We start from the raw sequence: 26,629 nt of genomic DNA on the forward strand, positions 1-26,629 counted from the left end.
AATATGAACGATGTTTCGCGATACTCGGCGCGCCCATGACAGGCGATAGTTACGAACCCTTCACGCCATCCCCCGAGCACCCGACCCAGGAACCACTGAGTCCACTGCAACGGGCCTACATGGTCGGCCGACTGCACGACCTCCCCCTCGGCGGGCAAGAATGCCTGGTCTACATCGAATTCCGAGGAAGTGAAATCACCCAAAAAACTCTTCAGCACGCAGTCGATGTCGTGCATGCTCACGCGGCGCTACGGGCCCGCTACGACCCCGAGCACATGATCATGGTGGACACCAATGTGCCCCCTCCACACGTGAGGGAATACACGATCGGGTCACAGATATCACAGCGCGCCGATGTGCGCCGGATCTTGATGCAAGAAACGATCAACATTGAAAAAGGGCGCAACTGGGCAGCAGCCATCAGTAGCGGCCCGCAGCACGAACGGGTCATCCACCTCGTTTTCTCCCTCGCCGCAGTTGACCTAGCCGCAGTGGGAGTCGTGCACGAGCACCTAGCTCGCGTATGCCGCGAACCGGACTACACACCGGCCATGCCAACAACAATCGCGCAGGTATACCAACAACACAGCGAGCGCACCTGCCCCCGACCGCGCACACACAACGACGCCGCACCAGCCATGTTGGATGGCCCCAAAATCGATGGTCTTTCCTCCCCAACACAGGCTGCGCCACACATGACCACACTGCGTCACTGCCTCTCGCAAGAGCAGTGGCAGCGGCTAGAGCAGCGAGCGCACGAGCACGATGTCACTACCGCGGCGCTGGTGTTGACCCTGTATGAACGTGTGATTCGGCGCTGGTCGCACAACCTAGATTTCTGTGTGACTATCGCCGCGCTCAACGTGCGGGGAACTGAAGACATGGTCGTGGACCGCACTGTCGCCTACGCTCACCGCGCTTATGACGGTGAAACTTTCGCAGAAGAACTCGCTGCAGTCTCGGCTGAATTGCGTCGTTGCCTAGCGCAGCAGCGCGATGCCATGGCCGAGATGCGTCAGGCTCAGGTGCTCGACCAGCCAGTTGAGCCAAGTCGATTTGTGTTTACTTTTGCGCCGGCAACAAACATGTTCCCGCCTCAAGCAGTCCACACCTTAGGGAAGGCAACTACCTGGGCCCAGACACCTCAGACTGCTTTCGATTTACGTATCGCCAAGATTGATCACGACACGATTGAAGTAGCCGCCGATGTGCGGGATGTAGCCCTTCCCCCAGATGTGAGCGAGGGCATCTTCACGATGCTGCTCGAACAGATCGACGATGTGATCACTTACGGGGCACCACATGCCCAGATTCCTCGTGAACAGGTTCAACAACGCGCTGTGGCGAACGCCAGCCAGCCGTGTGCACCCCAGCTCCTGCATGAGGGCGTGCGCGTGCATGCCCAGCGCAATCCACACGCGGTGGCGCTTGTTGGGCCCGATGGGGAAACCGTCACGTACGCACAGTTGGATGCGCGAGCACGGTCAATAGGGGCCAGGATCGCCGCAGTGGCTGCCCCGGGCAGCTTGGTGGCCGTCCAGATGCCGCGCAGCGTTGAGCAGATCGTGGCTCTCGTGGGCGTGCTGTACGCCGGATGCGCCTACTTGCCGGTGAGTATTGAGGCTCCACAAGCCCGCGTGGAACGGATTCGTGAACGCTCAGGTTGGGCGGCCTTGATCACAGCCGATGGTGGCGACCTTGCCGGTGTGGACGTTGCGCCTCTGGAGCAGCCGGTTCCTGTTGATCCAGAGGCATTGGCGTATGTGATCTTCACCTCCGGGTCCACCGGGGAACCCAAAGGGGTTTCGATCAGTCATCAGGGAGCGCGAAACACCATCGATAGCCTGCGTCAGCGGCACAGCATCGGCGCTAGCGACACATTACTTGGCACTTCCGGTGTCGATTTTGATCTGAGTGTTCACGATGTGTTCGGTGCTTTCGCTGCCGGGGCGCGGCTAGTCGTTGTTGATGAAGCCGACGCCCGGGACCCATTTACCTGGGCCGAACTGGTGAAAACACACGGCGTGACCATTTGGAACAGCGTTCCCATGCTGTTGGAGATGCTGGTAGCTACCGGTGAGCAGCTGCCTACGCTGCGCCTGTTCCTCGTCTCCGGGGACTGGATTCCCTTGGACTTGCCGTCCCGGTCACGGGCGATGTCGCCAGGGTCGACGTTTGTTGCAATGGGTGGGGCAACCGAAGCCAGCATCTGGTCTAACGAATACGTCATTACCGGAGAGATACCGCAGCATTGGCCATCAATTCCCTACGGGCTGCCCCTGGATGGGCAGCAGTACCGGGTCGTTGATGCCCGTGATCGTGATGTGCCTGATGGGTGCGTCGGTGACTTGCTTATTGGTGGAGTTGGGGTAGCCAACGGCTACTACAACGACCCAGAGCGCACCGAGGCGTCGTTCTTGACTGATCAGGACGGTGTGCGCTGGTACCGCACTGGCGATCTGGGCTTGTGGGCTGAAGGGCTTGTGTTCTTCGCCGGGCGGCGAGACACCCAGGTGAAGGTTCGTGGGCACCGCATCGAGTGCGCTGAGATCGAAGTGTGCCTGAGCAACCTGCCAGGTATCGGCCGTGCTGTCGTGGTCCCGATCCGGAATCGTTCTGCCCTGGGAGCGGCGCTGGTGCCTCACGAACAGGCACAGATCGACGTGCCTGCAGCACTAGCGCACGTTGCCCAGCAGCTTCCGCATTACATGGTTCCAGCCAGCGCCATCATCGTCGATGACCTGCCGGTCACATCGAACGGGAAAGTGGATCGGGCCAGTCTCATCGACTGGATCGAGCGAGGTTCTGACCTGCAGGCTGTCGAAACGGTTGATGCCGACGATGACTTGGCACTGGTGTTGAAAATCTGGGCTGATGTGCTCGGTGTGCCGGTGCCAGCTACAGGTAACTTTTTCGAGCTCGGCGGTGATTCCCTCAAAGCTACCCGGATGTGTGCGCAGCTACGCAGCCACGGGTTTGAGGCTCAGCTGACGTCTTTGTTCCGGTACCCGAACGCTGCTGCCTTCACTGCCGCGTGCCAGCAGCACAATGAAGGCGCCACCACTGACGGTAAAGCTGAAGAAGCCCAGCAACGCGGAGAAGACCACGCGCACAGTTGGCAAGAACTCGCAGCCGTGCAGGAAGTCAGCCTTGACACGCTTGGGCTAGGGCAGTGGTGTCGCTGGATGTGGAGCCATGTGCTGGCCGATGTGGCTGGCAACGAGCTCGAAACAGTCGTGGAAGACGACAGCGACTTTTTTGAGCTCGGCGGTGATTCCCTCAAAGCGGCGCGGCTATGCGCTGACCTGCGCATGTCCGGAGTGAGCGTGACTGTGGCAGATGTGTTCCGCCATCCACGGTTCGCTGACTTCGTTACCCGCTGCACCCCACTGGAAACGGACCACGTAGAGCAGAGCGCCACCACGGTTGGCTCCGTAGAGCAAGCGTTCCCGCTGACACCGCTGCAATTGGCCTACGCGCTGGGAGCAGACGGTATTCCTGGAGTGATTCGCACCGACCCATGCGTTGCCGTGATCGTCTCGAGCACAGACACAGCGGTGCAACAACGCTGGCGTGTGGCGCTGGAAGCTGTGGTCGCACGCCACGACATCTTGAACCTGGTGCGCTCAGGTGACTTTGAGCAGCATGTAGCCCGCAGAAGTGAACCAGAATTCGTCGAATTGTCACTGCCGATGACCGACGAGCAGTTCCGTGCACTGCTTCAGCAGATGGATGTGAACATGCAGGCCAGCCCGGCAGTGCGAGGGGTGGTGCGCACAGACCGGCCCGATGAGCTGGGGTTGGTGTTCAACTATCTGGCACTGGACTCTTCCAGCGTGGCGATTATTTTGCGTGACTTCGCCCAGATCGCCGCAGGAGCAGACCCAGGCACAAGCACAGTCTCGATCGATGCCTTCCGCGCCTACGTGGACCAACCCCCGGCACCGACACAAGCTGCTCTTCCACCAGCACCGCAGATCCCGGTCGGCACGGTGCCTACTGAGCCAGTCACTTTCGTTTCAACAGGCCAGGTATTGACCGCGGATGTTGTCCAGGCGTTGCAGCTGCGCGCCCGCGAACACGCCGTCACCGTCAACAGCATCGTCCTGAACTGCCTAGCGCAAGCCGTGACATCGGTGAACGGACAACAGTGCGTGACGATCAACGTTCCCACTGCGCACCGCCCCATCAACGCCGAAGACGCTGTGGGGCAGTTCAGCCAGCTGGCGCTATGCACGATCGAGCAGAACATGGGGTGGGAACAAACCCACGCCGAGCTTGGCCGGGCCGTAGCCACAGCAGGCCAGCTCAACGTGCAACGCACCACCGGCCGGCAGCGGTACCCACTGGTGTTCACCAGCCTGTTGGGTAGCGCATTGAGCCAACCGTTAGCTGACGGCCTCGTCCACACGGTCTGGACACACACCCGCACCCCCGCGGTTTTGATCGACTGCCAGGTAACACCGATGCCTGGTGGGCAGATCGAACTGCGCTGGGACATGCCCGCAGGCGTGGTGGATGCACAGTTCACGGACGCCGCGTTCACCACATTCGTCTCCTTGGTCAAGCAAAGCGCCGAGGCAGAACCAACCTCCGTGGAGGAAGCCTCGTGAACCTCATCACTGCCCTGGGAGCCTCGGCAGCCAACACCAGCACCACCCGAGTAGTGCTGTTCCCGCACGCCGGCGGCACCCCCCGCTCCTACCGACACATCGCCGCGGCCCTGCCGAACATGCGCGTAGACGCGGTGACCTACCCCGGCCGGGATCACCTGCTAGACCGCCAACCCGCCCCCAGCATCGAAGCGATCGCTGCCGAAGTGACCCAGGAGCTCAGCAGCGACACCGATAACACCGAGCTGCTCATTCTGGTTGGGCATTCCCTGGGCGCATTCATCGCTTACGAAACCACCGCAGCACTGGAAGAACTACACCGACCGCAACGAGTCGTTTTGGTTGCCTCCGGTCAAAACCCGCCGCTGCCACGCGGCAGCACCGCCACTGCACCTACCCCAACGGAAGACGAAGACATCATCGCCGACATCGTCAGACAGAACCCCGCAACAGCTCAGGTGTGGGCCGACCCGCATCTTCGCGAGTTCTTCCTACCCGCCGTGCGCGCCGACTACCAGCTGCTGCACGGCTACGTCCCCTCTGGGCGCCTCGTCGAGCAAATCCACGTGGTCGCCCCCCGCGACGACGAAGAAATTGACCATGGACTCATCGACCAGTGGCAGCAATTCTCACGCCATGCCGTCCCCGTGACTGAAGTTCCCGGCGGACACATGTACCTGGAGAACAACGGTGACCTCTTAGCCGAGGTGATCCTGGCGGCCAGCAACAACAGCGCCGCTGGCGAACACACGAAGGCGGCCCACTATGCGTGAGCTCGACCTGTTCACCCCACAGCAAGCCCAGAGCATCGATGCCATCCTCACCGGCACCGGCCGACGAGCAGCCGACGCCGCCGCAGTACTCCTCATCGAAGCAGCACAACAAACCTGCGCAGAGACACTCACGGCGCCAGTTGGCGCCGCCGCATCAACCGGATCGGTGCTCTCTCGCGTACTGGCATTTACCCTGCGCAGCGACACCCAGGTGCAGTTAGCGGCAGCCGATGGCACACCTCGCTGGCAGATAGAGACAACCAGTTCCGGAGCAGTGCGGATCGAACGATCTGCTCATGCTCCAGCCGTTATCGGACTTAACGCAGCAGTACTCCAAGCCACCAGCGACCTGGCAATCTGGCTCCTGGACGCAGATCCCCAACGGTGGATGAAGCAGCTGCCTTGCCCGCGCGCACACGCCTGGCAGCGCCGCCTGGAAGACGAAGCAATCGCAGCCGAACACCTACTGTGGCAGTGGCTGCACCTGGACAGCCTTCCTGAGGATGGCCGCAGCGCCGCTGCCTGGTGGGAGCACCTGGGATACAGCAACGACCTGGACCTATTGCGCCAGACCTGGATTGACTGGCTGCTCAACACAGGCGCCCTCGTCCTGGATGCAGATCGCCTACGCCCAGGAACACGTCAAGCTGCGTTTTCACAGGTCAGTGACCCCGCCGTGGTGTCACTGACCTGTTCTTTTGAGGCGCATCGAGATCTCATCACGCAGATACTCACCGGGCAGGCTTCAGGATTGGCCTTACTCGAGGTCCCCGAGCTGCGGCCCACCAGCATCGCCGTTGCCGACCCACCTTTAAAACCTGTGTGGGATGACCTCGCCGTCATGGTGCAGCACACCGCTTCACAAGCACCGGAAGCCACGGTCACAGTCGCTGATGTCGGGGGAGTGCTTACCGACAATCAGCACCTGCGCGAGCAACTCCTGCAAGCAGGCGCCCACATCGTGGCCGTACCAGCCGGGCGCCCTGCCCAGGAGAACGTCGATGCCGATATCGCCGTCGCGGTGCAGACGCTGCACCGCTGGGCAGACCCAGCCCAGGCAGCCCGCGCCGTGGCGCGAAGCATCAAGCCAGCAGGCCACCTCCTGGCTGTGGAAACGACAACGACAGGGGCCCTTGGCCTACTCGTAGCAGGCATGATCGAGGGCGGCTTCATCGATGCCCACGGCACCCGCCGCGACACCCCCGCACATGATCGCCGCACCTGGCTTGAGGAGCTGGAGCACGCAGGTATGAAGTGCACGTGGGCTGAAACTGGCTCCAACCCCACCGTGGTCATCACTGCGCTATCCGAGCAGCAGCTACCCGCAGCTGCGTCACCGCAAGCGATAGCGCCCAGCACTCCCACGCAGATCGAACTTGCCCAGATCTGGGCGGAGTTGCTGAAAACACCACCAACCAGCATCGAAGACTCCTTCTTCGAATTAGGCGGCGACAGCCTGCTAGCAACCCGTCTGGTCTCCACAGTGCGGCACCGATTCAACATCACGCTGCCTATGCGAGAACTCTTCGCCGATCCCCGGCTAGCAGGCGTTGCCCAGCGAATCGATGAACACGCCACCAACGGACTGGATGCAGATATGGCTATCGACGAGGGAGTCTTGTGAGAAGACGAGCAGTAGGAGTTATCGGAGCTTCTGGTGATATTGGCCAGCGAGCAGTTGAGGCGTTGCTGCGGCTGGGAGCACTCACCATTTCAGATCTGACGCTCGCGGGACGTCGAGTAGAAAACATTCCGGCACAGCTACACGGGCAGGCAACGCAACGTCGAGCCCTCGATGTCACAGACACCACCGAACTAGCGCGATTCGCCGCCGACCATGACGTCGTGCTGGACGTGACTGGACCAGCTCACCAACGCGCCCTGAACAGCGCCGCCGTGATCAGCGAGCACGGAGCTCACGTGGTCGCTGTCGGCGGCCCAGCAGATGCCCGATCCGTGCACAACCTGCACATCCGGGAAGAAACGACAGCGTTGTTTTACGCCGGCGCGATCCCTGGTGCCTCCGGCATCATCCCGCGGGCTCTGCTGCAGCAGTGCCCCACCGCCAGGACCTTGGAGGTCTTGGCTGGCGGGGTAGGGGCGTTCACACTCGCTGGTGCTGAGGATTACCTTGCCGGGCTAGCACACGGAGATGTCGAGCCGATGGCTGCCTGGCGTGAAGGAACAGTTCGTTCCGGGGCAGCCACTCGTATTGAACAGGTACGGCTTGCGGAGTTCACCGACCCCGTATCGCTGTTCCCGTACTGCGACCTAGAGGGGCAAGTAGTCGCACAAGAACACCACCTCACAGAAGCCACCTGGTACAGCGTCATGTCCGGTGAGGGCATCGCCGAGGTGCTACAGGTCGCTGCTGGTATGGGCATTAGCGCAGGGGCGCAACGGCTACGGGACGCCAGCATGGCCTTGGCTGCAGGGCGCCGCGTGCACGTCATGATGCGTGCCCGAACTGAGGATCAGCAGCTGGTGCTCCGCGCGCCAGGGGAAGCAGTGCTGGCTGGATGTGTGGCTGCGGTGGCAGTCAACGAAATCCTGGCTGGCCACGTCGGCGCGGGCGCTGCCATCGCCGCTCACGCTCTGGACCCGCAACGCGCCGTAGCGGCGCTATCGATAGCTGACCAGCGCATAACAGTTACTCGAAGCTGCGTGGACGGCGAGACAACAGCAGAGGGCACCGGCGTTGACATGGATGAGGGAGAGCTGTGAACCGACAACGACGTGTAGTGATTGCTGGCTCCACATTTGGGGCCATGTACGCGCGCGCGGTGAGCACGATGCCGCATGTAGATCTTGTGGGCATTCTGGGGCGGGGTAGCCAGCGTTCAACGGCTCTGGCCCAGCAGTGCGAGGTGCCGCTGTTCACCTCACCAGCGCAGGTACCTGACGATGTGGATTTGGTGTGTGTCGTTGTCCGTTCCGGCGGGGTTGGGGGATCAGGAACACAACTGGCAACCAGTCTGCTTGAACGTGGCATCTCAGTCCTGCATGAACTGCCTGTTGGCCAAGCCGACGCCCGCACGCTAGTCCGCGCGGCCCGTGCCGGTGGGGCGTCAATAACGATCGCTGATCTGTACCGCTGGTTGCCCGCGGTACAGGCATTCCGTAACGCCGCGCACGAACTCCTGGCCCACGAGGATGCCCTAGCCATCGAGGCATCGCTGTCTATTCAACCTGCCCAAACCTTGGCGCGCATGCTCCTGGATTTGGGGATCAACTCCAGGCCAGTCGATATGACCGTCACCGGATCATTGGTCAACGGCACTCTCGGATCGACACCAGTGACGGTGCGGTACGCGACAGTGCTCGATGACCGCGACACCGACAACAACGTGCGCTTCCCCTCGATGTCGATCCACACCGGCAGCGGCACCCTCTGTCTGCGAGACGTTCACGGCCCGGTCCTGTGGACCCCCACGCTGCATCTACCGGAGGGGCTATGCAGCGACCCCCAGATGAGCGCCGCCGACACGATGATCGACTCCACAACCATGGCGCTGTACGAACAGCCAACAACAACCGGAGCAGCCCTGCGTGACCTGTGGCCGGTAGCTATCGCACAACAAATTGATCAGGCCCTGACACAGGCAACCCACGGCGGTATGACCGCTACGCACGCCCAGCAAGTACTTGCTGTCGCCTCCTTGTGGACGGCGCTGTCCAGTGGCCTAGCTTTCCCTCCTTCGGTCCCTGCGGTCGACCTTCAGGCTCGCCGCGCGCTCGCTGAACGCATGTCTGCCGCTGCGCGCCAGGGGAGTGTCGTTGAGAAAGAACCATATTCGTTGACCACAGCTTCTGAGAGGGGCGTTCGCCTGTGATCCCTACCCGTAACCTCATCGATGTGTGGCGTGCCCAGGGAATCGACCTGTGGGATGACGATGGCCGGCTTCGGTATCGCGCGCCGCGCGGAGTTGTCACTGCCGAAACGCTCCAGGAGCTGAAGGCACGTAAAGATGAAATCTTGACGGTGCTGCGCGCTGACCGCGGTCCGAGCGTAGATAGTGAACACCGCTACGACCCGTTCCCGTTGACGGATGTGCAGAGCGCCTACTTGATGGGACGCTCGGGGGCTTTTGACCATAGTGGCGTGGCCTGCCACCTCTACTGTGAGGTGGAGTATCCCCGGTTGCAGATGGAGCGTGCCTGCACTGCGTGGCAAGAGCTTGTCCGTCGCCACGACATGCTGCGTGTGCGTATTGACCCGGCTGGCTATCAGCAGGTGCTTGCTGATGTTCCGCCACTACCGATCACCGTGACTGAGCTGTCTGACGCACAAGAATCGACTCGGGCTGAGCACGTGCAGCAGGTGCGTGCAGCGATGTCGCACGCAGTGCACCCAGTGGGGCAGTGGCCGATGTTCGCGGTGGCTTTCACGCAACCGCATGAGGAAGATCCCGATGGCGCCACGCTCATGCACGTCTCGTATGACTTCCTGATGGGGGACTGGGCGAGTTTGCTTAGCCTGCTTCGCCAGTGGGAGGAGCTGTACAACGGTGCTGAAGGTGCACAGTGCTCGCCGGTGCTGTTCCGAGATTTCGTGGTGTGGGAACGGGGACAGCGAGAGAAAGCCCCTTACCGTCAAGCCCGCGACTACTGGCTGCAGCGAATTGATGAGTTGCCTGCTGCTCCTCAGATTTCTTTGAGCGAGACTGAAAGTGAATCGGCTTGTTGGTCAGGCATTGAGGCCCTGATCGCTCCCGAAGCATGGAACACGATCCGTTCGCGGGCGCAGGCCGTGGGGTTGACGCCTACGGCAGTGGTGCTGACGTGTTACGCGGATGTGTTGGCGCAGTGGGCGCAGGATCGGCATTTCTGTTTGAACTTGACGGTGCTTGATCGTCCAGCTGAAGTTCCAGGCGTTGATGAGATCATCGGCGACTTCACGACGGTCACTTTGCTAGAGGTGGGCGCCAAAGCTGGCTCGTTCACTGAACGCGCCACGCAGGTGATGCACCAGCTTCTCGAGGATCTGGATCATCGCGCGTTCAGTGGCGTGGAGGTGATGCGGGAGATTGCGCGTAGGCGTGGCCGGCACACCGCGGCGATGCCGTACGTGTTCACAAGTGCTATCGGTGTGGGCAGTCAAGATTCGGCTGAGGCACAGCAGGGAAAGATTGTTCACAGCATCAGCCAAACGCCGCAGGCGGTGTTGGACTGCCAGGTGATGGACGATGCTGATGGGTTGCACATCCACCTGGATGGGCGAGTTGGTGCGTTGCAGGAAGCAGTACGCAAGGACATGGCCGAGGTGCTAGTTGCTGCTTTGGAGAAGCTGGCCAGCGATGAGGACGCATGGGATGCGTTTTCGCCGGTGAGGCTTCCCCAATGGCAACAAGTTGAACGCAATCACGCCAACAACACTGCCGGTCAGCAGGTGGAGGGCACTTTGCATGGCGCCCTTGCGCGTGCGGCTGCAGCTGCCCCAAACGCTCCTGCGGTTATCAGTGATCAGGTGTGCTGGAGTCACGCCCAGCTGCAGCAGCACGCGCTGACTGTCAGTGCGGCGTTGCGGCAACGTGGTGTGCAGCCAGGAGATCGGGTTGCGGTGTGTGTGCCGCGTTCGCCTGAGCAGATCGCGGCAGTCCTTGGGGTTCTTGCGCTGGGGGCTGCGTATGTGCCGATTGATGTACGCCATCCTTCGGGGCGTCGGAGCATGATTGCGCGCAGCGCCGAAGTTCGAGTGTTTATCCATGATGCCTCGACTGCGCCGGAGACGTTGGATGGTGTCACGGCGGTTGAGTTGGCCTCGTTGCTCACCGGTGAGGCTGGTGACGCTGCGACGTTGGCCGCCGATGTAGGTCACCCGGATGATCTTGCGTACGTGATTTTCACTTCGGGTTCGACGGGCACCCCTAAGGGGGTGCGAATGAGTCACCGTGCTGCGCTCAACACGATCGAGGACGTGAATCGTCGGTGCGGTGTTGATGCTGCAAGCCGGAGCATCGCGATCGCTGATCTGAGTTTCGATCTGTCGGTGTACGACATTTTTGGGCCGTTGAGTCAAGGTGGCGCGGTGGTGTTGCCGCCGGCGGAGGCCGTACCTAATCCGGCTGCGTGGTTGTCGGCTGCTGCGGACAATGGCGTCACCATTTTCAACACTGTCCCGGCCGTGGCGCAGATGATGTTGAGCGCGGTTGAGGGCGGTGCGCTACCGCCGTCGGGCGTTCGTACGTGGATTCTTTCTGGCGATCGGATTCCGCGGGATCTGGTGCGGCGGCTGCATGAGGTGTTCCCGGGAACGATTTTTGAGGCTATGGGTGGCGCTACTGAGGCTGCTATCTGGTCGATTGCGCACCGTATTGACCTTGAGTGTGTTTCCGGTGAGATTCCTTATGGCACTCCGTTGGCGAATCAACGCTTCGCGGTGATTGATCAGGCTGGTCAGGATCGGCCAGTGGGAGTCAGCGGGGAGATTGTCATCCTGGGTGCGGGTTTGGCGCAGGGGTATGAGGATTGCGCGCAGACCGAGCGGGCTTTCATTGATGATCCGGTGCGGGGTCGGTTTTATCGCACTGGTGATGCGGGCCGGTATTTGCCTGGCGGCGACATTGAGATTGAGGGTCGCTTGGATGACCAGGTGAAGATCCGTGGGCACCGGATTGAGCTCGGTGAGGTCGAGAGTGTGCTGGTCGCTGACCCGTCGGTGCGTCAGGCGGCGGTCGTGGTTGCTGGTGAAGGAGCCCAACGGGCGTTGCATGGCTTCATCGTTGCTGAGCAGGGCAGTTCTGATGCTGCTGGTGAGCCAGTCGCGCAAGCCATGGAGGAGGCTGCGGGGCTGGCTGCAGATGTGGTTGATTGCACCGACGCTGAGGGCATTGCTGCGTATGCCACGGCGATGGAGAAAGCCTGCGTTGCTTCCATTGTTGAGGTGCTTGGCCGTGTTGATGCTGGTTTGCCTGTGGCGGCAGCGCATCAGTGGATTGTTGATTTGTGGCGGCAGACGTTGGCTGCATGGCATCCGCATCTGTTGAGCGGCGGCAACCAGGGCGTGGTGAATCCTGGGTTGGCTGTCGGCGCGGCTGAGGTGCAGCGGTTGTGGGAGGAGGTGGGGCAGCTCAGTCCGCGGGGCGCGGATTATCGCGGTGTGACTGCGTATGTGCGTCGGTGCGCTGATGTTTTGCCGCAGTTGCTCAGCGGGGAGCAGCGTCCTTCAGATTTGTTGTTCACCGACGGCGTGGATGACAGTTCGGCGCAGGTATATCGCAAACGGTTGAGCATGCGTTGGGGTACTGAGACTGTCGCTCATCTGGTGGAGCGGCTGGTTGAGGGTGATCCGCAGCGCCCGTTGCGTGTTCTCGAGATCGGGGCGGGCACCGGTAGCACCACTGATGCTGTGCTGCGTGGCTTGGGCGATCGGCCGTATGAGTACGTTTTCAGTGATCGTGCATCGTTCTTCCTTGATGCTGCCCAGCAGCGCTGGTCGGGTGATCCACGGATGACGTTCACGGTGTTTGACCTGGATAAGGATCCGGTTGAGCAGGGAATTGAGCTCGGATCATTTGATCTGGTGTGTGCTTTTGGGGTGCTTGAGAATGCTCGGCATATCCCGCGGGCTCTGGATCGAGTGGCTGCGTTGGCTTGCCCTGGTGGAGTGGTCGTTATTTCTGAACCGGTCGGGGTGCAGTGGTGGATCATGGTTTCGCAGATCTTCATGATGACGCGCCCAGAGCCGTCGAGCCGTCCTGAGGGGGTACTTTTCCCTGATGGTGCCTGGTGGGCTGCCCATATTGGGGCAAGCACGGGCAGCGATGTGGCACTCACGCCTGCGGCGGATAGTGTGCTGGCCCCTGAGGGGTTTGGGCTGTTCGCTTCCCGTGTGGGGTGTTCTGCGGTGGATTGCCAGGCGCAGGATCAGTCCATTTTGGCCACGGCGCGCCAGCAGCTGCCTGAGGTGATGGTTCCGGTGAGTCTTCGCCGGTTGCCTCAGCTGCCGTTGACTCCCAACGGCAAGGTTGACCGGCGGGCGCTGGTTAATCTGACGAGAGCTCAGGAGGCGGGGCAGCCGGTACAGCCAAAACCGCAGGAGAGTTTCACATGTGATCTCACCGAAACAGCCGCTACGTGGGCACAGCTGCTCACGCAGCTGTGGAAAGAGCACCTCGGCTCAGACAGCGAGCTGAGCTGGGCGGTGAATCCGTATGATCTCGGCGCGAATTCGGTCTCAGCTGCAGCAGTGTCCACCCAGGTTCGGGACCGGTTGGGCGATGGGGTTTCTTTCGAAGCAATGTTGCGGATTTTGTTAACTGCACCAGATATTGCTGCAACAGCAATAGCCCTGGAGCGTCTGGAAGCAAATTCTGATCCCACGAGCGAGTCGGCTTCAGCAGACGCCGGTCAAACCCAAGAGCCGGTGCGAGTGATATCGCTGGGTGAGCCCACTGCTGCGCCGGCGGTGACCACTGTGGTGTTCTCCGACTCATTGGCCTCGGCGGATTCGATGCGGCCACTGCTGCGTAGACTGTGGCAGCACCCTGATGCCCAAGAGCTATTCGGCGCTGACAGTGATGTGCGCCTGGTTGAGGTGCCTGACGATGAGTGGTTCTGCTCTCTGCCAGCTGCAAGCGCGATCCAGCAGATAGCAGCCAACGTAGCGGCTTGTCTCGAGCAGACAGGCGCCCAGGAGTACTGTCTGATTGGGTATAGCTTCGGCTCGCTCGTGGCTATCGAGGTGGCGCGCCATCTGATCGAGAATGGCCACACGGTTCGGCCTTTGGGGCTGATTGATCCTCACGTTGTTCCAGCAGGTATTCACGATCGCCTAGCTGAGGTGATGTTTATTACTTCGCTGGGGGCACAGACGCAGATGCTGTTCCCCGATGCGCCCCCGCTGGTGGCTTTGCTTGATTCGGTGGTCTCTGCCCCTGCTGCTCACCCGGATGCTGCAGCGTTCTTCGCGTCATTGGATGCGTTGTCTGAGCAGGATCGGTGGGAGCTGTACGCAACGGCAGTTTCTACGTCGCATCGGCGAGCAGTCTGTGACCTGCAACGTATGTGGCGACGTTATCGACACACGATGAACTCCGCTATGGAAGAGCCTGCGGATCTTGTGGTCGATGCGGTGATCATCCAGCCGTGCGATCACCTTGGGTTCCGCCCGGGGGCGCACGACGAATTCTTTGCTGTGTGGCAGGAACGCTTCATCGGTGATGTTCACCGTGAACACGTACCGGGTAACCATTTCACCCTCGTCACTGGTGAATTCGCATCTACGACGGCGCAGGCTTTGATCGCTGGTTATCGAGCTCTTGTGTAAAAAATGTCAGTCAATTCTGATGCTTTAACCCCTCGAAAGGATTTTTCTGTGACCAATCAGTCCACCTCCGACTCTGCCTCAGCTCCGAGCAGTCAAGCCCTCGTTCCTGACTCCCAGGGCGGCACATCGGCAGCGAAGAAGCCGTGGTTCACCGCCCGCGATTTGATCACCGTGGGTATTTTTGGGGCGATCTATGCGGTGCTGAATTACGTGTTCGGCATGCTTGGCATGTTTGGCCCATTGGTGTGGCTGCTCAGTGTTCCCCCAGCAATCATCATCAATGGCATCACGTTTGTGCTGTTCTACAAGCGGGTACGTAAACCCGGCATGATCTTCCTGTTCTCGCTGATCCTGTCGATCGTTTTCGTTCTTCACGGTGGTGCCTTGCTGGGGGCGATTGCCACCCCGATCGTCGCTTTCATTGTTGAATTCGTCGCTCGTGCTGGTGACTACCGCACGAGGGCTTCAGCGATCGCGTCGTACACCTTGTTCGGACTAACCGCGTTCACACCGTTTGTTCCGATTCTTCTCAATGCCGACACCTACTTCCAGACTCCTGCCTGGCAGGCCATGGGTCCAGAATTCATCGCCGCGGCACAGCAGGTGTTCACCGTGCCGATGCTGCTGGGGCTGGCGGTTGCTTGCCCAGTCTCTGGATTCCTCGGCGGGCTGCTTGGAACAGCAGTGGTACGTAAGCATTTCCAACGCGCTGGCCTGGCATGAGAACGAGCGAGCCTGAGAGCTTGCGTGAGCGTTTAGCGCTTGATCCACGGACCACAATGCTGCTTGTCGCTGGCGTCAGCGCGGCAGCATTGGGTCCGTATGGTCAGCACTTCATCGTTCCCGGTGTTGCTTTAGCAGTGCTGTTGGCGTTGTCAGTCAATGAGTGGCGGCGTGCTGTATGGGTGAGCGTGATCGCGCTTGGTGCATGGCTGGCCGCGCGACTGTTATTGCCGATTTCCTCTCCTGCAGTGGCAGCTTCAGTTGTCGTGCCACTGGATTACGTGGCCCGGTACTCCGCTGCTGTCGGGGTGGCGATTCATCTGTTCGCCACCACATCACCGACAGTGCTGCATGCAGCCCTTCGGGCGCTGCGTTTGCCGCGTTCGATCGCCGTGACTCTTGTGGTGATGATCCGGTTTCTTCCGGTGGTGTTGACCGAGGCGTGCGCGGTTCTTGATGCCATGCGGCTGCAAGGTTTGACACGTCCGTCGGCACTGTTTCGTCACCCCATATTGGTGATTGAAAGGTTTACTGTGCCGATGATCGCCTCCAGCTTGCGGGCCGGGGATGATTTGTCGTCGGCGGCGTTGCTGCGTGGGTTAGGGTCACCGACGCCTCCGAGCGTGCTTCATCCGCCACGGTTTCGGGCGATTGATGCCGCCTGGGTTCTGATTGCAGTCGTTCTCTTCATTGCGGGGTGGTACTGGACGTGATCGATCTGAGCAATGTGAGCTGGAAATACCCGCACGCTGAACACTACACACTCACCAACGTTGATCTGCATATCAATGCTGGTGAGTGTGTAGTGGTGTGCGGTGCCAGTGGAAGCGGTAAGTCGACGCTGCTACGTCTGATTAATGGTCTGGTTCCGCACTTTTATGACGAGGGTGATTTGCGTGGTCGTGTGACTGTTGAAGGTGTAGTGACCAGCCAGGCTGACCTGGAGGCCATTGGGCGTCGCACGGGCACTGTGCAGCAGCATCCGCGTCGGCAGTTCTTCACAAACACGGTGAGTGAGGAACTGGCTTTCGCCATGGAAAATTTCGCTCTACCAGTCCCGCAGATCGCTGAACAGGTCAATGCTGACCTGCAGATTTTGGGTCAAAACATGGATGTGTCGGTGCCGTTGACATCGCTATCGGGAGGGCAGCAGCAACAGGTTGCGCTGGCCTCTTCGACAGCGCACCGTCCGCGCATCTTGTTGCTGGATGAGCCCAGCTCTAACTTGTCCACCGAAGCTATCGCTGCTTTGCGTGCGACGTTGGAACGTCACCGCGCTGCAGGTATGACGATCGTTATCGCCGAACACCGCCTGAGTTATCTGAACGGCCTAGTCGATCGTGTAGTGATCATGGATTCTGGTGAAATCTCAGCGATATGGGATGCCGAACGTTTTGCCGCAACTGATGATGCTGAGCTGGAAAGCCTGGGTTTGCGTGGTGAGGTTTGTGCGGCACAGCTGGCCACGTGGCCCGCTGCTGGACTCAGCATCGCTGATGCCTGCGATGTTTGTGATGTTCCTGAGGGAGCGCTAGAGCTACGCAATATTGAATGCCGGGCTGGACGGCGCACGATTGTGGCTATCGATCGACTGACACTGCCACGTGCAACGGTGACTGCGTTGCGTGGTAGTAACGGTGCAGGTAAGTCAACCTTGGCTCGTGTTATTGCTGGCCTGCGCCGGGCACGTGGTGAGGTCCGTTTGGATGGGCGCAAGCTCACTCGCGGTGCTCGGCAGCGAGCTAGTGCTCTGGTGATGCAGGACGTGCAGCGGCAGCTCTTCACTGACACGGTGGAGGCAGAAATTGAGTTGGCTGGGCGTGATGCGGCAAGAACTGTGGCTGTGGCTGATCTGCTCCAGGCTTTCGATTTAAGCAAACTCACGGGGCGTCATCCGCTGTCTTTGTCGGGAGGTGAGCAGCAACGCTTGGTCATCGCAGGTTCTCGGTTGGCAGGGCGGCCCATCGTTATTTTCGATGAGCCAAGCTCTGGTGTAGATCGGCGTCACCTAGAGTCGATTGCCGCCCATATCCGCTCTGTGGCTGCAGATGGCGCAGTGGTGATCCTGATTAGTCATGACGAGGATCTTTTGGCGCGTGCCGCTGACCAGCAGATCACGTTGCGCGCATTGCATCAGGGTGGGCAGCCTGCGGAGGAGCGGGCATCTACAGCTGTCTCTTCAGGTGCTCACGTGGCATTGTGACGGCATGTTTTGGTCGCTCTTGCGCCTTCATGAGTGCTGGGGCATGAGTTCTTGCTCGATTCCCGTCAGGAGGGAACGGATAAGAAGGCGAAAGTAGCGTTCGCTGATCCGTTCCCCTGACGGGGTGGGCAGGTGAGCGAGGTAGTCATCGCGCATCATTGCTAGTGCTGGCGATTCTTTGGTCAGCGGTTCTAGCTTGTTGACCATGGCGGTGATGTCGTGGTGGTTGGCAGATAGGGGAGATTGGCGGTCGTGGTGCTCGATGGCATCGAGTGCGACGTTAACGATCATCGTGTAAGCCGGAGTAGCGTTTTCTTCTAGGCCCGCTTCGGTGAGTTTGACTATCGCCGTTTCGAAGAATGGCACGAGTGACCGTGGTGGGAGCCCAAGCTCGAGAGAGTCCATGACGTGGCGGGTCAGGCCGGTGTAGCGCAGCAGGATGTCGCGTAGTGCAGTGAGTGCTTGAGTGAACCATTCCTGCCAGCTGAGGTGTTCATCGGGCAGCGTGAGCTCAGCGCATATCTGGTCGCGGATTTGGTCATGGATCTGCGTTTTGGTGGGGAAGTAGTGGTAGATCACGGAGGGCACTACGTCTAGTGCGGTGGCTAGGTCTCTGATGGTCCAGTTTTGCAGTCCGTGTTCTCTGGTGAGTGTGCAGGCGCAGTCGATCACGCGTTCGTGGGTCAGGCCCGCGCGTCGTGAGGTGTCCTTGCCAACCATGCCTGTGAGTGTAACGACACATTGCCAGTACTAGAACGCTGATCTAGTGTTGTTGACAACGGTTCTCAATGGATAGGAATGGTCACTGTGCCAGCGGAATCTCATTCGGACTCACAGGCAAAGCTGTTACTCACGATGGTTCTGCTCGCCTTCATGGGGCAGATGATGCTCAACCCCGTCATCGCGCCACTTTCGCGAGCCATGGGGCTAGCCGAATGGCAAATCGGCGCCACGATCTCCGCCGCAGCGCTGGCTCTAGTGCTACTCAGTCAGTTCTGGGGGCGTCGCTCTCAGCGCTTGGGTGTCAAACGCACTTTGGTGACTGCCATGGTGATTGCCCTGTGTGGTTTGGGTGGCTTCACTGCCGTGGCCTGGCTTGGTGTACGCGGAGCACTGACTGACGGGCCTTTGTTTGTGATGACTTTGCTGACGCGAGGCCTTATTTATGGCGGCGCAATCGCGGCTATCGCACCAACCGTGCAGGCCCATCTGGTTACGCACGCCGCTACTGAATCTGAGCGAGTCAAAGCGGTCGGCGCCCTAGGGGCAGCCCAAGGCGCGGCTTCCATTCTGGGTGCCGTTGCAGGCGGTGTACTGGCAGCCGTAGGAGGCCTACTTCTGCCGGTCAGTGCGATGCCGGTGGTGATGCTGATTGGAATCGTCATCCTCATCGTTCGATTCCACGAGCAGTCACCGGATCGGCTTGTCGAAAAGCCAGCCAGTGTTTCTTTCCGTGATCCGCGCGTATTTCCCTATCTCGTGACCGGGTTTTTGCTGTTCCTGGGCTTTTCTACGGTGGCCACGCTTGTCGGATTCGCTGTTCAGGATCGGTTCCATTTCACTGCCAATGGCACCGCCGCGATCACAGCGGGAATGCTACTGGGGCTCTCACTTGTGATGGCGTTTGTGCAAGGGGGAGTAGTACGCCGCCTGGGCTGGCCTGCGCACCGGCTACTCCAGGTGGGATTCGCAGTGATGACACTCTCGGGTGTTTTGCTCTTTATCGATGCGCCGGTGTGGGTATTCGGGGCAGGGTGCCTTCTTCTTGGTGCCGGTAGTGGTTTGGCAATGCCTGGGTACACGGCAGGGCCAACGCTAGGTATGAGTCGCGAGTCCCAAGGCGGGCTGGCTGGTCTCATCAATGCAAATAATGGCTTGACGTACGTCATTGCCCCGATTGGTTCTACTGCGCTCTACGGTGTTCACCACACTGCGCCGTTCCTGGCTGTTCTTGCTCTTTTTGCTGTGGGGTTGGTGTTCACTTTTGTGCACCCGCTGTTCAGGAATGAGGGTGTTGTGAAGCAGCCTGGCAACGGTGCCGCTGAGTGTGAGGGGCAGGAAGTTGCCGTGTCCAAGGTGGAGCAGCCTGTGGGGTGAGAACCAATGTGACCCCAGTGCGGCATGGCTGATGATCGCGAGACGTTCGTCCTGTCTTTGGTATCGCTGCTGGCCTGAGCGGTTTGCTCTGGTGGACTTTCAGCAGGTACCGCGTCTGATAGCTCCACTTTCGGTGGTGGCTGAGTGCATGTTCAACGCATCTCTCAGAGTCTTTTAAGGTTCCCATCCCAGGGTGGAAATGTCGGAACGGACCAGTTCTGTTGGCCCCCGGTCTGCGGACCGGGCTTCTCAAAGAAGGAGCGTGGAAGAATGACGAAGCCCCTGAAAACTGTTGTCGCCGGAGCCGGTGTCACTGCTCTTGCGTCTCTGGCCATTGCTGCAAGCACGGTTGCCGGTGGGGCTGCGAATGCTGCCCCTGCTGTGAGTGCAGGTCAGTCCGTTACGTCCACCGCAGTGGTGCGTGACGTTACAGATCACCCGATTCGTGGGTCCATTAAGGCTCCTGCGGATCGAGGACAGAGTGATGCAGCTGAGCAGGCTCAGCTGCAAAAGCTCGCAAAGATCAGTCTTGATCAGGCACGCAAGATTGCCGTGAAGGCTGTGCCCGGCAAAGTCGTCAAAGCTGAGTTGGACGAAGAGGACGGCTGGGTCGTCTACAAGGTCGAGGTGAGGAACTCTCAGGGCGCAGAGACTGACGTCATTGTCGATGCTGGCAATGGTCGGATTCTCGCTCAGGAGACTGACAACCCCGATGATGACGACTGAAAACATAAATTGACGGGCTGGCACTGTCTGTCACATAAGGCTTAGACAGTGCCCCTGCTTGGGTTCTCTATCCGAGCAGGGGCACTGTTATGTGCGGGGTGTCTGTGTGCTGGGCCAGTGGGGTGTTGGTGGGCCGGGGCAGGGGTGCGTTTAGACTTGTGTGCGGATGAGTCGGCCAGGCGGTCGCGTCGAACGGTAGTTCCACTGTTGGTGGTTTTCCCGTTTGCCGAGGAACGTCCGGGCTCCACAGAGCAGGGTGGTGGCTAACGGCCACCCGGGGTGACCCGCGGGACAGTGCCACAGAAAACAGACCGCCTGTGCACGCAAGTGCACAGGTAAGGGTGAAACGGTGCGTGTAAGAGACCACCAGCATCCTTGGTGACAAGGATGGCTAGGTAAACCCCACCCGGAGCAAGACCAGACAGTGTGTGTTTGAGGGCTGCTCGCCTGAGCACACGGGTAGGTCGCTGGAGCTGCACAGTAATGTGCCGCCTAGATGGATGGCCGCTCAATGACAGAACCCGGCGTATCGGCCGACTCATCCGCTTCAATGGTTCTGATCTGCGGTTTTTATTACATACTTGCCGGTGTAGTCCGCACTGAGTCCGCAACAGCGGATGCTCCCAGAACGGAATCTACGGCCGCTCGTGTTCTTTCATCGGAGTCTGGCCACATGTGTGCGTAGGTTTTCCAGGTTTCCATGGCGGTTTTGTGGCCCAGCATGGCCCGCACTGTCTCAGCGCTTTCGCCGTGGCGGATGAGCAGTGAAGCGTAGTAGTGGCGCAGGTCGTGGAAGGTGAATCCGTGCACGTCGGCGTCTCGGCAGGCCCGCCGCCAGGTGGCGCCGAAGTTGGAGCGGCGTAGCGGGGCTCCGTAGGTGTTAGTGAATACGAGTCCGTCCGGTCCGGTCGCGTATTTCTGCAGGTGAACGGCTAGTGCTTGAGCTACGACAGCGGGCAGAGGAATGACGCGGTCACTGTCTTCGGTTTTTGGTGGGCCGAATTCAGGCTCGCGTCCGGCTAGTCCGATGAGTTGCCTGTCGACAGTGATTTGTTGGCGAAGAAAGTTGATGCGGTCAATAGTGAGGCCAAAAAGTTCACCTTGGCGCATGCCTGTGCCAGCTGCGGTGACGATGAGTGCGGCGTACCGATCTGGTACGGCTTCGCGTAGGGCTGCGACTTGCTCGGTGAGCATGACGGCCACTTTTGTTTTCTTGGGTTTGGGTCCTCTGACTTTTCGGCAGGGTGAATCAACGATTCTTTTATCTTCTACTGCTGCGCGAAAAATTGTTCCAACATATCTCCAGATAACTGAGGCTGTGTTTGTGGAGAGGTTTTCGTCGAGTGTTTTTGCGAGGGCCTGCATATCGGTGTGGCGGAGTGTGTCGAGTTGACGGTCACCGATGCTGGGATAAACATGGTTGCGCAGGTGTCTTTCTACCTGCTCGACGGTTGATGGGCGATGTGTTTGTTTTGTTCGCCAATATTCTGCGTACTGTTTGAAAGTTATTTTTCCGGCGTCGGGGGCGACATAGGCGCCGGTGGTCATTGCTGCAGTAATTTCATTCAGCCAGTGCGCGGCGGCTTTTTTTGTTGTGAAGTGGCGGGCATGTTCTTTTCCGGCTCCATCGCGATATCTAGCGCGCCATCTTCCGTTTGGGCGTTTTGCGATATTTCCGGTCATTGGCCTTCTGGACATGATCCCCCGCGATGCATACTCACACATTTACCGGCACCTACTAGGTGCCGGACGGTCAGTTATCCCTTGTGCGCTAGAGGTCCCTGCTGATGAGGAATCTCCAGCGCACAAGGATTTTCGGGGTCAATCATATTCTCACTGCGGCAGGTGGATTCAACTTCGGGTGAGCAGAGTCCGCACAGCGAACACCCGGGGCTTCTTGTGCGCCTCGCATGTTTTTGGGTTCCACGTGACGAATAAGCGAGTAATTCTCGAGTTGAATCTTCCGTAATTACCAACTTGTATGGCGTGGCCTTCCTTCGTCATATCCTGCAGCGGATTGGATTCCAACGACGGCGCGGTCATGAAATTCAGATATTGTTCGCGCGCCGGCGTATGTGAAAGAACTACGAACGCCGGAAATGATTCGATCTAGAAGGTCTTCGACGCCAGGTCTTTCTGGATCGAGGTACATTTTTCCGCTACTAATTCCTTCTTCAAAAAGTTCGGAGCGAGCTCGTTGATACGCGGATTGTCCTTTAGTGCGATTTTTCACCGCACGTGCAGATGCCATTCCGAAGCTTTCTTTATATAGGCGCCCATCGGTATCTCGCATAAGGTCGCTAGGGCTTTCATGAGTTCCTGCAAACCATGAGCCAATCATCACACTGGAAGCTCCTGCTGCTAATGCGAGGGCAACATCGCGTGGATGCTTTACGCCGCCGTCTGCCCATACTGCGACGTTCTCTTCACTGGCAGCGGCGGAGCAGTCGAGGACGGCAGAGAATTGAGGGCGCCCCACTCCGGTCATCATGCGGGTGGTGCACATGGCTCCGGGGCCGACTCCAACTTTGATGATGTCGGCTCCAGCCCGGGCAAGATCGCGTGCTCCAGAAGCGGTAACGACGTTCCCAGCCGCGATAGGAACATGCCGTCCTGTCACTTCTGCGTGTCTATTTCGTTCTGAGTGAATTAGTTTGAGTACCTCAATCATTTTTTCTTGATGACCGTGAGCGGTATCCACGACGAGGACATCGACATTTCCAGCCAAGAGCGCGGCGGCTTTGTGAGAAACAGCACCATTGATGCCGATTGCTGCCCCGACCGCTAGGCGACGACCCTCATCAAGGTTGGGTGTGTAGATAGCTGAGCGGAGAATTCCTCGTTTAGTCAGCAGTCCAAGGAGAAGGCCATCACGCAAGACGGGGATAGCTTTGATGTGGCGTCGTTCGAGGAGATCAAAAACGTCGGCGAGGTCGTCGTGTTCAGTGACGGCGGGGAAGTCAGTAGTCATTGCCTCGGCGACACTGCTGAATCTATCGACTTCGAGAATGTCGTGTTCGGTGACGATCCCGACGGGTCGGTCGTTGTCGGTGACAACAGCTAGACGGTGGGAGCGTTTGCCGAGGATAGCTATGACGTGCGCAACTGGGTCGGTGGGGGAGACGACGATGGGGGTTTCGTATACGGGGTGCGCGCTCTTCACTTTGGCGATGGTGGAGTTTGCGATGTCGAGGGGAATGTCTTGGGGAAGTATCGCGATTCCACCGCGGCGGGCGAGGGTTTCGGCCATGCGTTTACCGCTGACGGCTGTCATGTTCGCGGCGGTGATGGGGATGGTCGCATTGGTGCCATCACCTGCGGTGAGGTCAACGTCTAAACGTGAGGTTACCGCTGAGCGTGAGGGCGTCATGAAGACGTCGTTATATGTCAGGTCGTGTGGGGGAATGCGATCGTCGATGAACTTCACTGCAAAGATTTTATGTGGCAGTCAGTCTGTATGTACGTGTTGCGCATCGCAGTGACATTGCGCGTGTTTACGCTGGTTTATGCGGATCACACGTTTTGGTCATTCCTGTGTGTTGTTCGAATCGCAAGGGGCACGGATTTTGGTCGACCCAGGAGTATTTTCTTGCGGGTTTGAGGATTTGCGTGACCTTGATGCGGTGGTGGTGACGCATGAGCATCCAGATCATGTTGATGTGGATCGTCTTGCGGGGTTGATGGAAGCTAATTCACAAGCGCAGTTGTTTACCGAGGCCGGATTAGGGCGTCGGATGCGCGCTGAGTGTGGCGTGGAAACGGTGGATATGGCGCCGGGTGAGTTGTTTTCTGTGGGGACGGTGATGGTGGAGCCGGTAGGGAATATGCATGCGGTGATTTATCGCATGATGGAGCGGGTGCGTAATACCGGGTTGGTGTTCCGTGAACAGGGCGGTGCGGTTGCGTATCACCCGGGGGATGCCTTGGATGTGGTTCCCGATGCGGTGGATGTGTTGTGTGTACCGATCGCGGCGCCGTGGAGCGCGATGAAGGAGACGATTGATTGGGTGGCTAGGTGCGGCGCTCGTCGCTTAGTACCTATTCATGATGGGATTTTGTCTGCTGGTGGTCGGGAAATTTTTATGCGTCAGATCGCGAATTTGTCGGTGGGTGTGAATGACGATCCGCGAGAGTGGATTGTTGATGCCGCGCAAGAACCGGTCACGGTGTGACCGGTTGGGGCAGAGAATCTCTGCCCCTGCACCGGTCAGTGTGGTGAGGTTGCCAAGATGGCGCTGCGAGGAGTGATCAGCCAGCGTATTGCGGGTTGTGGTTGGGATGGGTGGCGTCTACTGCTTCGTGGGCTGCGCCGATGATGCCTGCGTCGTTGAACAGGGCCGCAGGAACTGTGGGAGTGCGCAGGTCGAGCAGTGGCAAAAATTTTTCGGCGCGCTTGGAGACTCCTCCGCCGATGACGATGAGGTCAGGCCAGATGAGGTTTTCCAGGTGGGTGAAGTAGCGCTGTAGTCGTGCTGCCCATTCTTCCCAGGTGAGGTTTTCACGTTTGCGGATTGAGCTTGCGGCGCGTGTTTCGGCGTCGTGCCCGTCGATTTCGAGGTGTCCGAATTCGGTGTTGGGGACTAGGCGTCCATCAACGAGAACAGCTGAGCCGATACCGGTCCCTAGGGTTGCAACCAGCACTGTTCCGGCGATGTTTTTTGCTGCACCGTAGGCGAGCTCGGCTACACCTGCGGCGTCAGCGTCGTTGAGAACGGTGACTGGGCGCCCCAGTTGTTCATGTAGTGCGGTGGAGATGTCGTAGTTGATCCAGGTGTTGTCGATGTTGGCAGCGGAGCGGACAACGCCGTGGGTGACTACTCCGGGGATGGTAACGCCGATGGGGCTTTGGCCTGTGTGTGGCTCGAATTGGTTGGCGATGTGGGCGACGACGTCGATGACGTCTTCTGGTTTGGCTCCGGCGGGAGTGTCGATGCGGAGGCGTTCTTCGGTGAAGGATCCAGCGGTGAGGTCGACGGGTGCGCCTTTGATGCCGCTGCCACCGATGTCGATGCCGAGGGGGAGCGCGTTGGGGGCGTGGGTCATGAGTGAACAGCGTACTGGTGCTGCACGCTGGTCGTCAGGACGAGCGTGGGATGGGCGGGTTGGGTTAGATGGAACAGACTCATCCGTACTTCTGCTGGGGGTGAAGGTATTCCCAGCAGAAGTACGGATGAGTGGTTCAGGGAAGGGTCAGGATTTCGGCTCCGGTGTCGGTGATGAGCAAGGTGTGCTCAAATTGCGCAGTGTTGCGCAATTCGCAGGTGGTGGTGGTCCAGTCATCGTCCCAGGTCTGCCCTTCAGGGGATCCTAGGGTCAGCATGGGCTCGATGGTGAACGTCATTCCTGGCTCGATGACGTCGTCATACATGGGCGCCGAGTCGTAGTGCGGGATAACCAGTCCGGTGTGGAAGGCAGGCCCAACGCCGTGGCCAGTGAAATCTTGGACTACGCCAAGACCGTGCCGTTTGGCGTAAGTTTCGATGACGCGACCGATGACATTAACTGCACGTCCGGGTTTGGCTGCTTTGATGGCACGGTTGAGCGCTTCACGTGTGTGCTCGACGAGAGCTTTAGTTTCTTGATCGACGTCACCAACGAGGAAGGTTGCATTGGTGTCGCCGTGCACACCGCCGATATAGGCAGTGACATCGATGTTGACGATGTCCCCATCCACCAGGGGGCGGTCGTCAGGGATGCCGTGGCAAATGACTTCGTTGACGGAAGTGCAGCAAGATTTCGGGAATCCTCGGTATCCGAGAGTGGAGGGGTAGGCGCCGTGATCAATCATGTATTGGTGCGCGATGGCGTCCAGTTCGTCGGTGGTAACGCCTGGGGCTACTGCCTCACCAGCAGCGGCGAGCGCGCGGGCTGCGATGGTCGAGGCATGTCTGATTGCTTCGATCATTTCTGGTGGACGAACTTCAGAGCCGGTGAACGGCCTAGGTTCTTCCCTGCCCACATATTCGGGGCGTTCGATGCTGTGTGGCACTGCGCGCGTAGGCCCAATGCGGCCGGGCTTGACCGATCCGTACGTCACTGACATGGGGCAGAGTCTAGGCCGGTTGGTGTGGGGATCTTATTTCGGTGGCACGAGGTGATTAGATACGCGTCGGGTGCCCGGGGATCGGTGCCAACAGGCACGAGACTGGAAGGTAGCCATGAGGTCACGACCATTTGGTGAGAGAACAACGTTCCCGGGAACTGTGGTCTCCGATAGGGCCGGGTG

General features: G+C 59.5%; 17 protein-coding genes and 1 other RNA gene. 13 read left to right on the forward strand and 5 right to left on the reverse strand.

Features of this window, described 5'->3' with window-relative positions; genetic code table 11:
- Positions 1–119: 119 nt before the first annotated feature.
- The 9 genes from CKV89_RS07670 to CKV89_RS07710 are packed head-to-tail and all read left to right on the forward strand — an operon-like array spanning position 120 to position 17,580.
- Positions 120–4,613: a non-ribosomal peptide synthetase gene (locus CKV89_RS07670; protein ID WP_028327771.1), complete on the forward strand. Its 4,494-nt coding sequence runs from the start codon at positions 120–122 to the stop codon at positions 4,611–4,613.
- Positions 4,610–5,386: a thioesterase II family protein gene (locus CKV89_RS07675; RefSeq protein WP_051277700.1), complete on the forward strand. Its 777-nt coding sequence runs from the start codon at positions 4,610–4,612 to the stop codon at positions 5,384–5,386. The genes CKV89_RS07670 and CKV89_RS07675 overlap by 4 nt, the downstream gene beginning before the upstream one ends.
- Positions 5,379–7,010: a phosphopantetheine-binding protein gene (locus tag CKV89_RS07680; protein WP_028327772.1), complete on the forward strand. Its 1,632-nt coding sequence runs from the start codon at positions 5,379–5,381 to the stop codon at positions 7,008–7,010. The genes CKV89_RS07675 and CKV89_RS07680 overlap by 8 nt, the downstream gene beginning before the upstream one ends.
- Complete coding sequence (locus tag CKV89_RS07685) at positions 7,007–8,110, forward strand: Rossmann-fold NAD(P)-binding domain-containing protein (RefSeq protein ID WP_028327773.1); 1,104 nt, start codon at positions 7,007–7,009, stop codon at positions 8,108–8,110. Before CKV89_RS07680 ends, CKV89_RS07685 begins: the two co-directional genes overlap by 4 nt.
- Positions 8,107–9,219 carry a Gfo/Idh/MocA family oxidoreductase gene (locus tag CKV89_RS07690; RefSeq protein WP_154657702.1) on the forward strand — a complete coding sequence of 371 codons (1,113 nt, stop codon included), beginning with the start codon at positions 8,107–8,109 and terminating at the stop codon, positions 9,217–9,219. Before CKV89_RS07685 ends, CKV89_RS07690 begins: the two co-directional genes overlap by 4 nt.
- On the forward strand, positions 9,216–14,654 hold the full coding sequence (locus CKV89_RS07695) for a non-ribosomal peptide synthetase (RefSeq protein WP_028327774.1): 5,439 nt from the start codon (positions 9,216–9,218) through the stop codon (positions 14,652–14,654). The genes CKV89_RS07690 and CKV89_RS07695 overlap by 4 nt, the downstream gene beginning before the upstream one ends.
- Positions 14,655–14,702: 48 nt before the next feature.
- Positions 14,703–15,377: an MptD family putative ECF transporter S component gene (locus tag CKV89_RS07700; protein WP_051277702.1), complete on the forward strand. Its 675-nt coding sequence runs from the start codon at positions 14,703–14,705 to the stop codon at positions 15,375–15,377.
- The gene (locus tag CKV89_RS07705) at positions 15,374–16,090 is read left to right on the forward strand and encodes an energy-coupling factor transporter transmembrane component T family protein (protein ID WP_028327775.1); all 717 of its coding nucleotides are present in this window, start codon (positions 15,374–15,376) and stop codon (positions 16,088–16,090) included. Before CKV89_RS07700 ends, CKV89_RS07705 begins: the two co-directional genes overlap by 4 nt.
- Positions 16,087–17,580, forward strand: coding sequence for an ABC transporter ATP-binding protein (locus CKV89_RS07710; protein ID WP_084441332.1), 1,494 nt, complete (start codon positions 16,087–16,089; stop codon positions 17,578–17,580). The genes CKV89_RS07705 and CKV89_RS07710 overlap by 4 nt, the downstream gene beginning before the upstream one ends.
- Before the next feature lie 27 nt (positions 17,581–17,607).
- Here the strand turns inward: CKV89_RS07710 and CKV89_RS07715 are convergent, their stop codons facing one another.
- Complete coding sequence (locus CKV89_RS07715; RefSeq protein ID WP_028327776.1) at positions 17,608–18,300, reverse strand: TetR/AcrR family transcriptional regulator; 693 nt, start codon at positions 18,298–18,300, stop codon at positions 17,608–17,610.
- A 135-nt stretch (positions 18,301–18,435) separates the two neighbouring features.
- On the opposite strand from CKV89_RS07715, the gene CKV89_RS07720 reads away from it, so the two are divergent.
- From CKV89_RS07720 to rnpB, 3 genes are all read left to right on the forward strand, one after another.
- Positions 18,436–19,677, forward strand: coding sequence for an MFS transporter (locus CKV89_RS07720; protein WP_197697041.1), 1,242 nt, complete (start codon positions 18,436–18,438; stop codon positions 19,675–19,677).
- Between the two features lie 270 nt (positions 19,678–19,947).
- The gene (locus CKV89_RS07725; RefSeq protein WP_051277703.1) at positions 19,948–20,403 is read left to right on the forward strand and encodes a PepSY domain-containing protein; all 456 of its coding nucleotides are present in this window, start codon (positions 19,948–19,950) and stop codon (positions 20,401–20,403) included.
- Positions 20,404–20,570: 167 nt separating this feature from the next.
- Positions 20,571–20,948, forward strand: an RNA gene (gene rnpB, locus CKV89_RS07730) — RNase P RNA component class A.
- 28 nt (positions 20,949–20,976) lie between these two features.
- On the opposite strand, the gene CKV89_RS07735 is transcribed toward rnpB, so the two are convergent.
- The gene (locus CKV89_RS07735) at positions 20,977–22,086 is read right to left on the reverse strand and encodes a tyrosine-type recombinase/integrase (RefSeq protein WP_034401480.1); all 1,110 of its coding nucleotides are present in this window, start codon (positions 22,084–22,086) and stop codon (positions 20,977–20,979) included.
- A 286-nt stretch (positions 22,087–22,372) separates the two neighbouring features.
- On the reverse strand, positions 22,373–23,830 hold the full coding sequence (locus CKV89_RS07740; RefSeq protein ID WP_028327777.1) for a GuaB1 family IMP dehydrogenase-related protein: 1,458 nt from the start codon (positions 23,828–23,830) through the stop codon (positions 22,373–22,375).
- Between the two features lie 79 nt (positions 23,831–23,909).
- Here CKV89_RS07740 and CKV89_RS07745 point away from each other — a divergent pair, with 79 nt between their 5' ends.
- Positions 23,910–24,575 carry an MBL fold metallo-hydrolase gene (locus CKV89_RS07745; protein WP_028327778.1) on the forward strand — a complete coding sequence of 222 codons (666 nt, stop codon included), beginning with the start codon at positions 23,910–23,912 and terminating at the stop codon, positions 24,573–24,575.
- Positions 24,576–24,651: 76 nt separating this feature from the next.
- Here CKV89_RS07745 and ppgK read toward each other — a convergent pair whose 3' ends face one another.
- Complete coding sequence (ppgK, locus tag CKV89_RS07750; protein WP_028327779.1) at positions 24,652–25,446, reverse strand: polyphosphate--glucose phosphotransferase; 795 nt, start codon at positions 25,444–25,446, stop codon at positions 24,652–24,654.
- Between the two features lie 136 nt (positions 25,447–25,582).
- On the reverse strand, positions 25,583–26,446 hold the full coding sequence (gene map / locus CKV89_RS07755) for a type I methionyl aminopeptidase (protein ID WP_028327780.1): 864 nt from the start codon (positions 26,444–26,446) through the stop codon (positions 25,583–25,585).
- Between the last annotated feature and the right edge of the window lie 183 nt (positions 26,447–26,629).

Source organism: Dermatophilus congolensis (assembly GCF_900187045.1).
In the GTDB taxonomy this organism is placed as follows: domain Bacteria; phylum Actinomycetota; class Actinomycetes; order Actinomycetales; family Dermatophilaceae; genus Dermatophilus; species Dermatophilus congolensis.

Excerpts from the sequence above, each read along its gene's own strand:
- CKV89_RS07670 (WP_028327771.1), top strand. The coding sequence starts at position 120 with ATGGTCGGCCGACTGCACGACCTCCCCCTCGGCGGGCAAGAATGCCTG.
- CKV89_RS07680 (WP_028327772.1), top strand. The coding sequence starts at position 5,379 with ATGCGTGAGCTCGACCTGTTCACCCCACAGCAAGCCCAGAGCATCGAT.
- CKV89_RS07705 (WP_028327775.1), top strand. The coding sequence starts at position 15,374 with ATGAGAACGAGCGAGCCTGAGAGCTTGCGTGAGCGTTTAGCGCTTGAT.
- CKV89_RS07715 (WP_028327776.1), bottom strand. The coding sequence starts at position 18,300 with ATGGTTGGCAAGGACACCTCACGACGCGCGGGCCTGACCCACGAACGC.
- CKV89_RS07720 (WP_197697041.1), top strand. The coding sequence starts at position 18,436 with ATGGTTCTGCTCGCCTTCATGGGGCAGATGATGCTCAACCCCGTCATC.
- CKV89_RS07725 (WP_051277703.1), top strand. The coding sequence starts at position 19,948 with ATGACGAAGCCCCTGAAAACTGTTGTCGCCGGAGCCGGTGTCACTGCT.
- CKV89_RS07735 (WP_034401480.1), bottom strand. The coding sequence starts at position 22,086 with ATGACCGGAAATATCGCAAAACGCCCAAACGGAAGATGGCGCGCTAGA.
- CKV89_RS07745 (WP_028327778.1), top strand. The coding sequence starts at position 23,910 with ATGCGGATCACACGTTTTGGTCATTCCTGTGTGTTGTTCGAATCGCAA.
- ppgK (WP_028327779.1), bottom strand. The coding sequence starts at position 25,446 with ATGACCCACGCCCCCAACGCGCTCCCCCTCGGCATCGACATCGGTGGC.
- map (WP_028327780.1), bottom strand. The coding sequence starts at position 26,446 with ATGTCAGTGACGTACGGATCGGTCAAGCCCGGCCGCATTGGGCCTACG.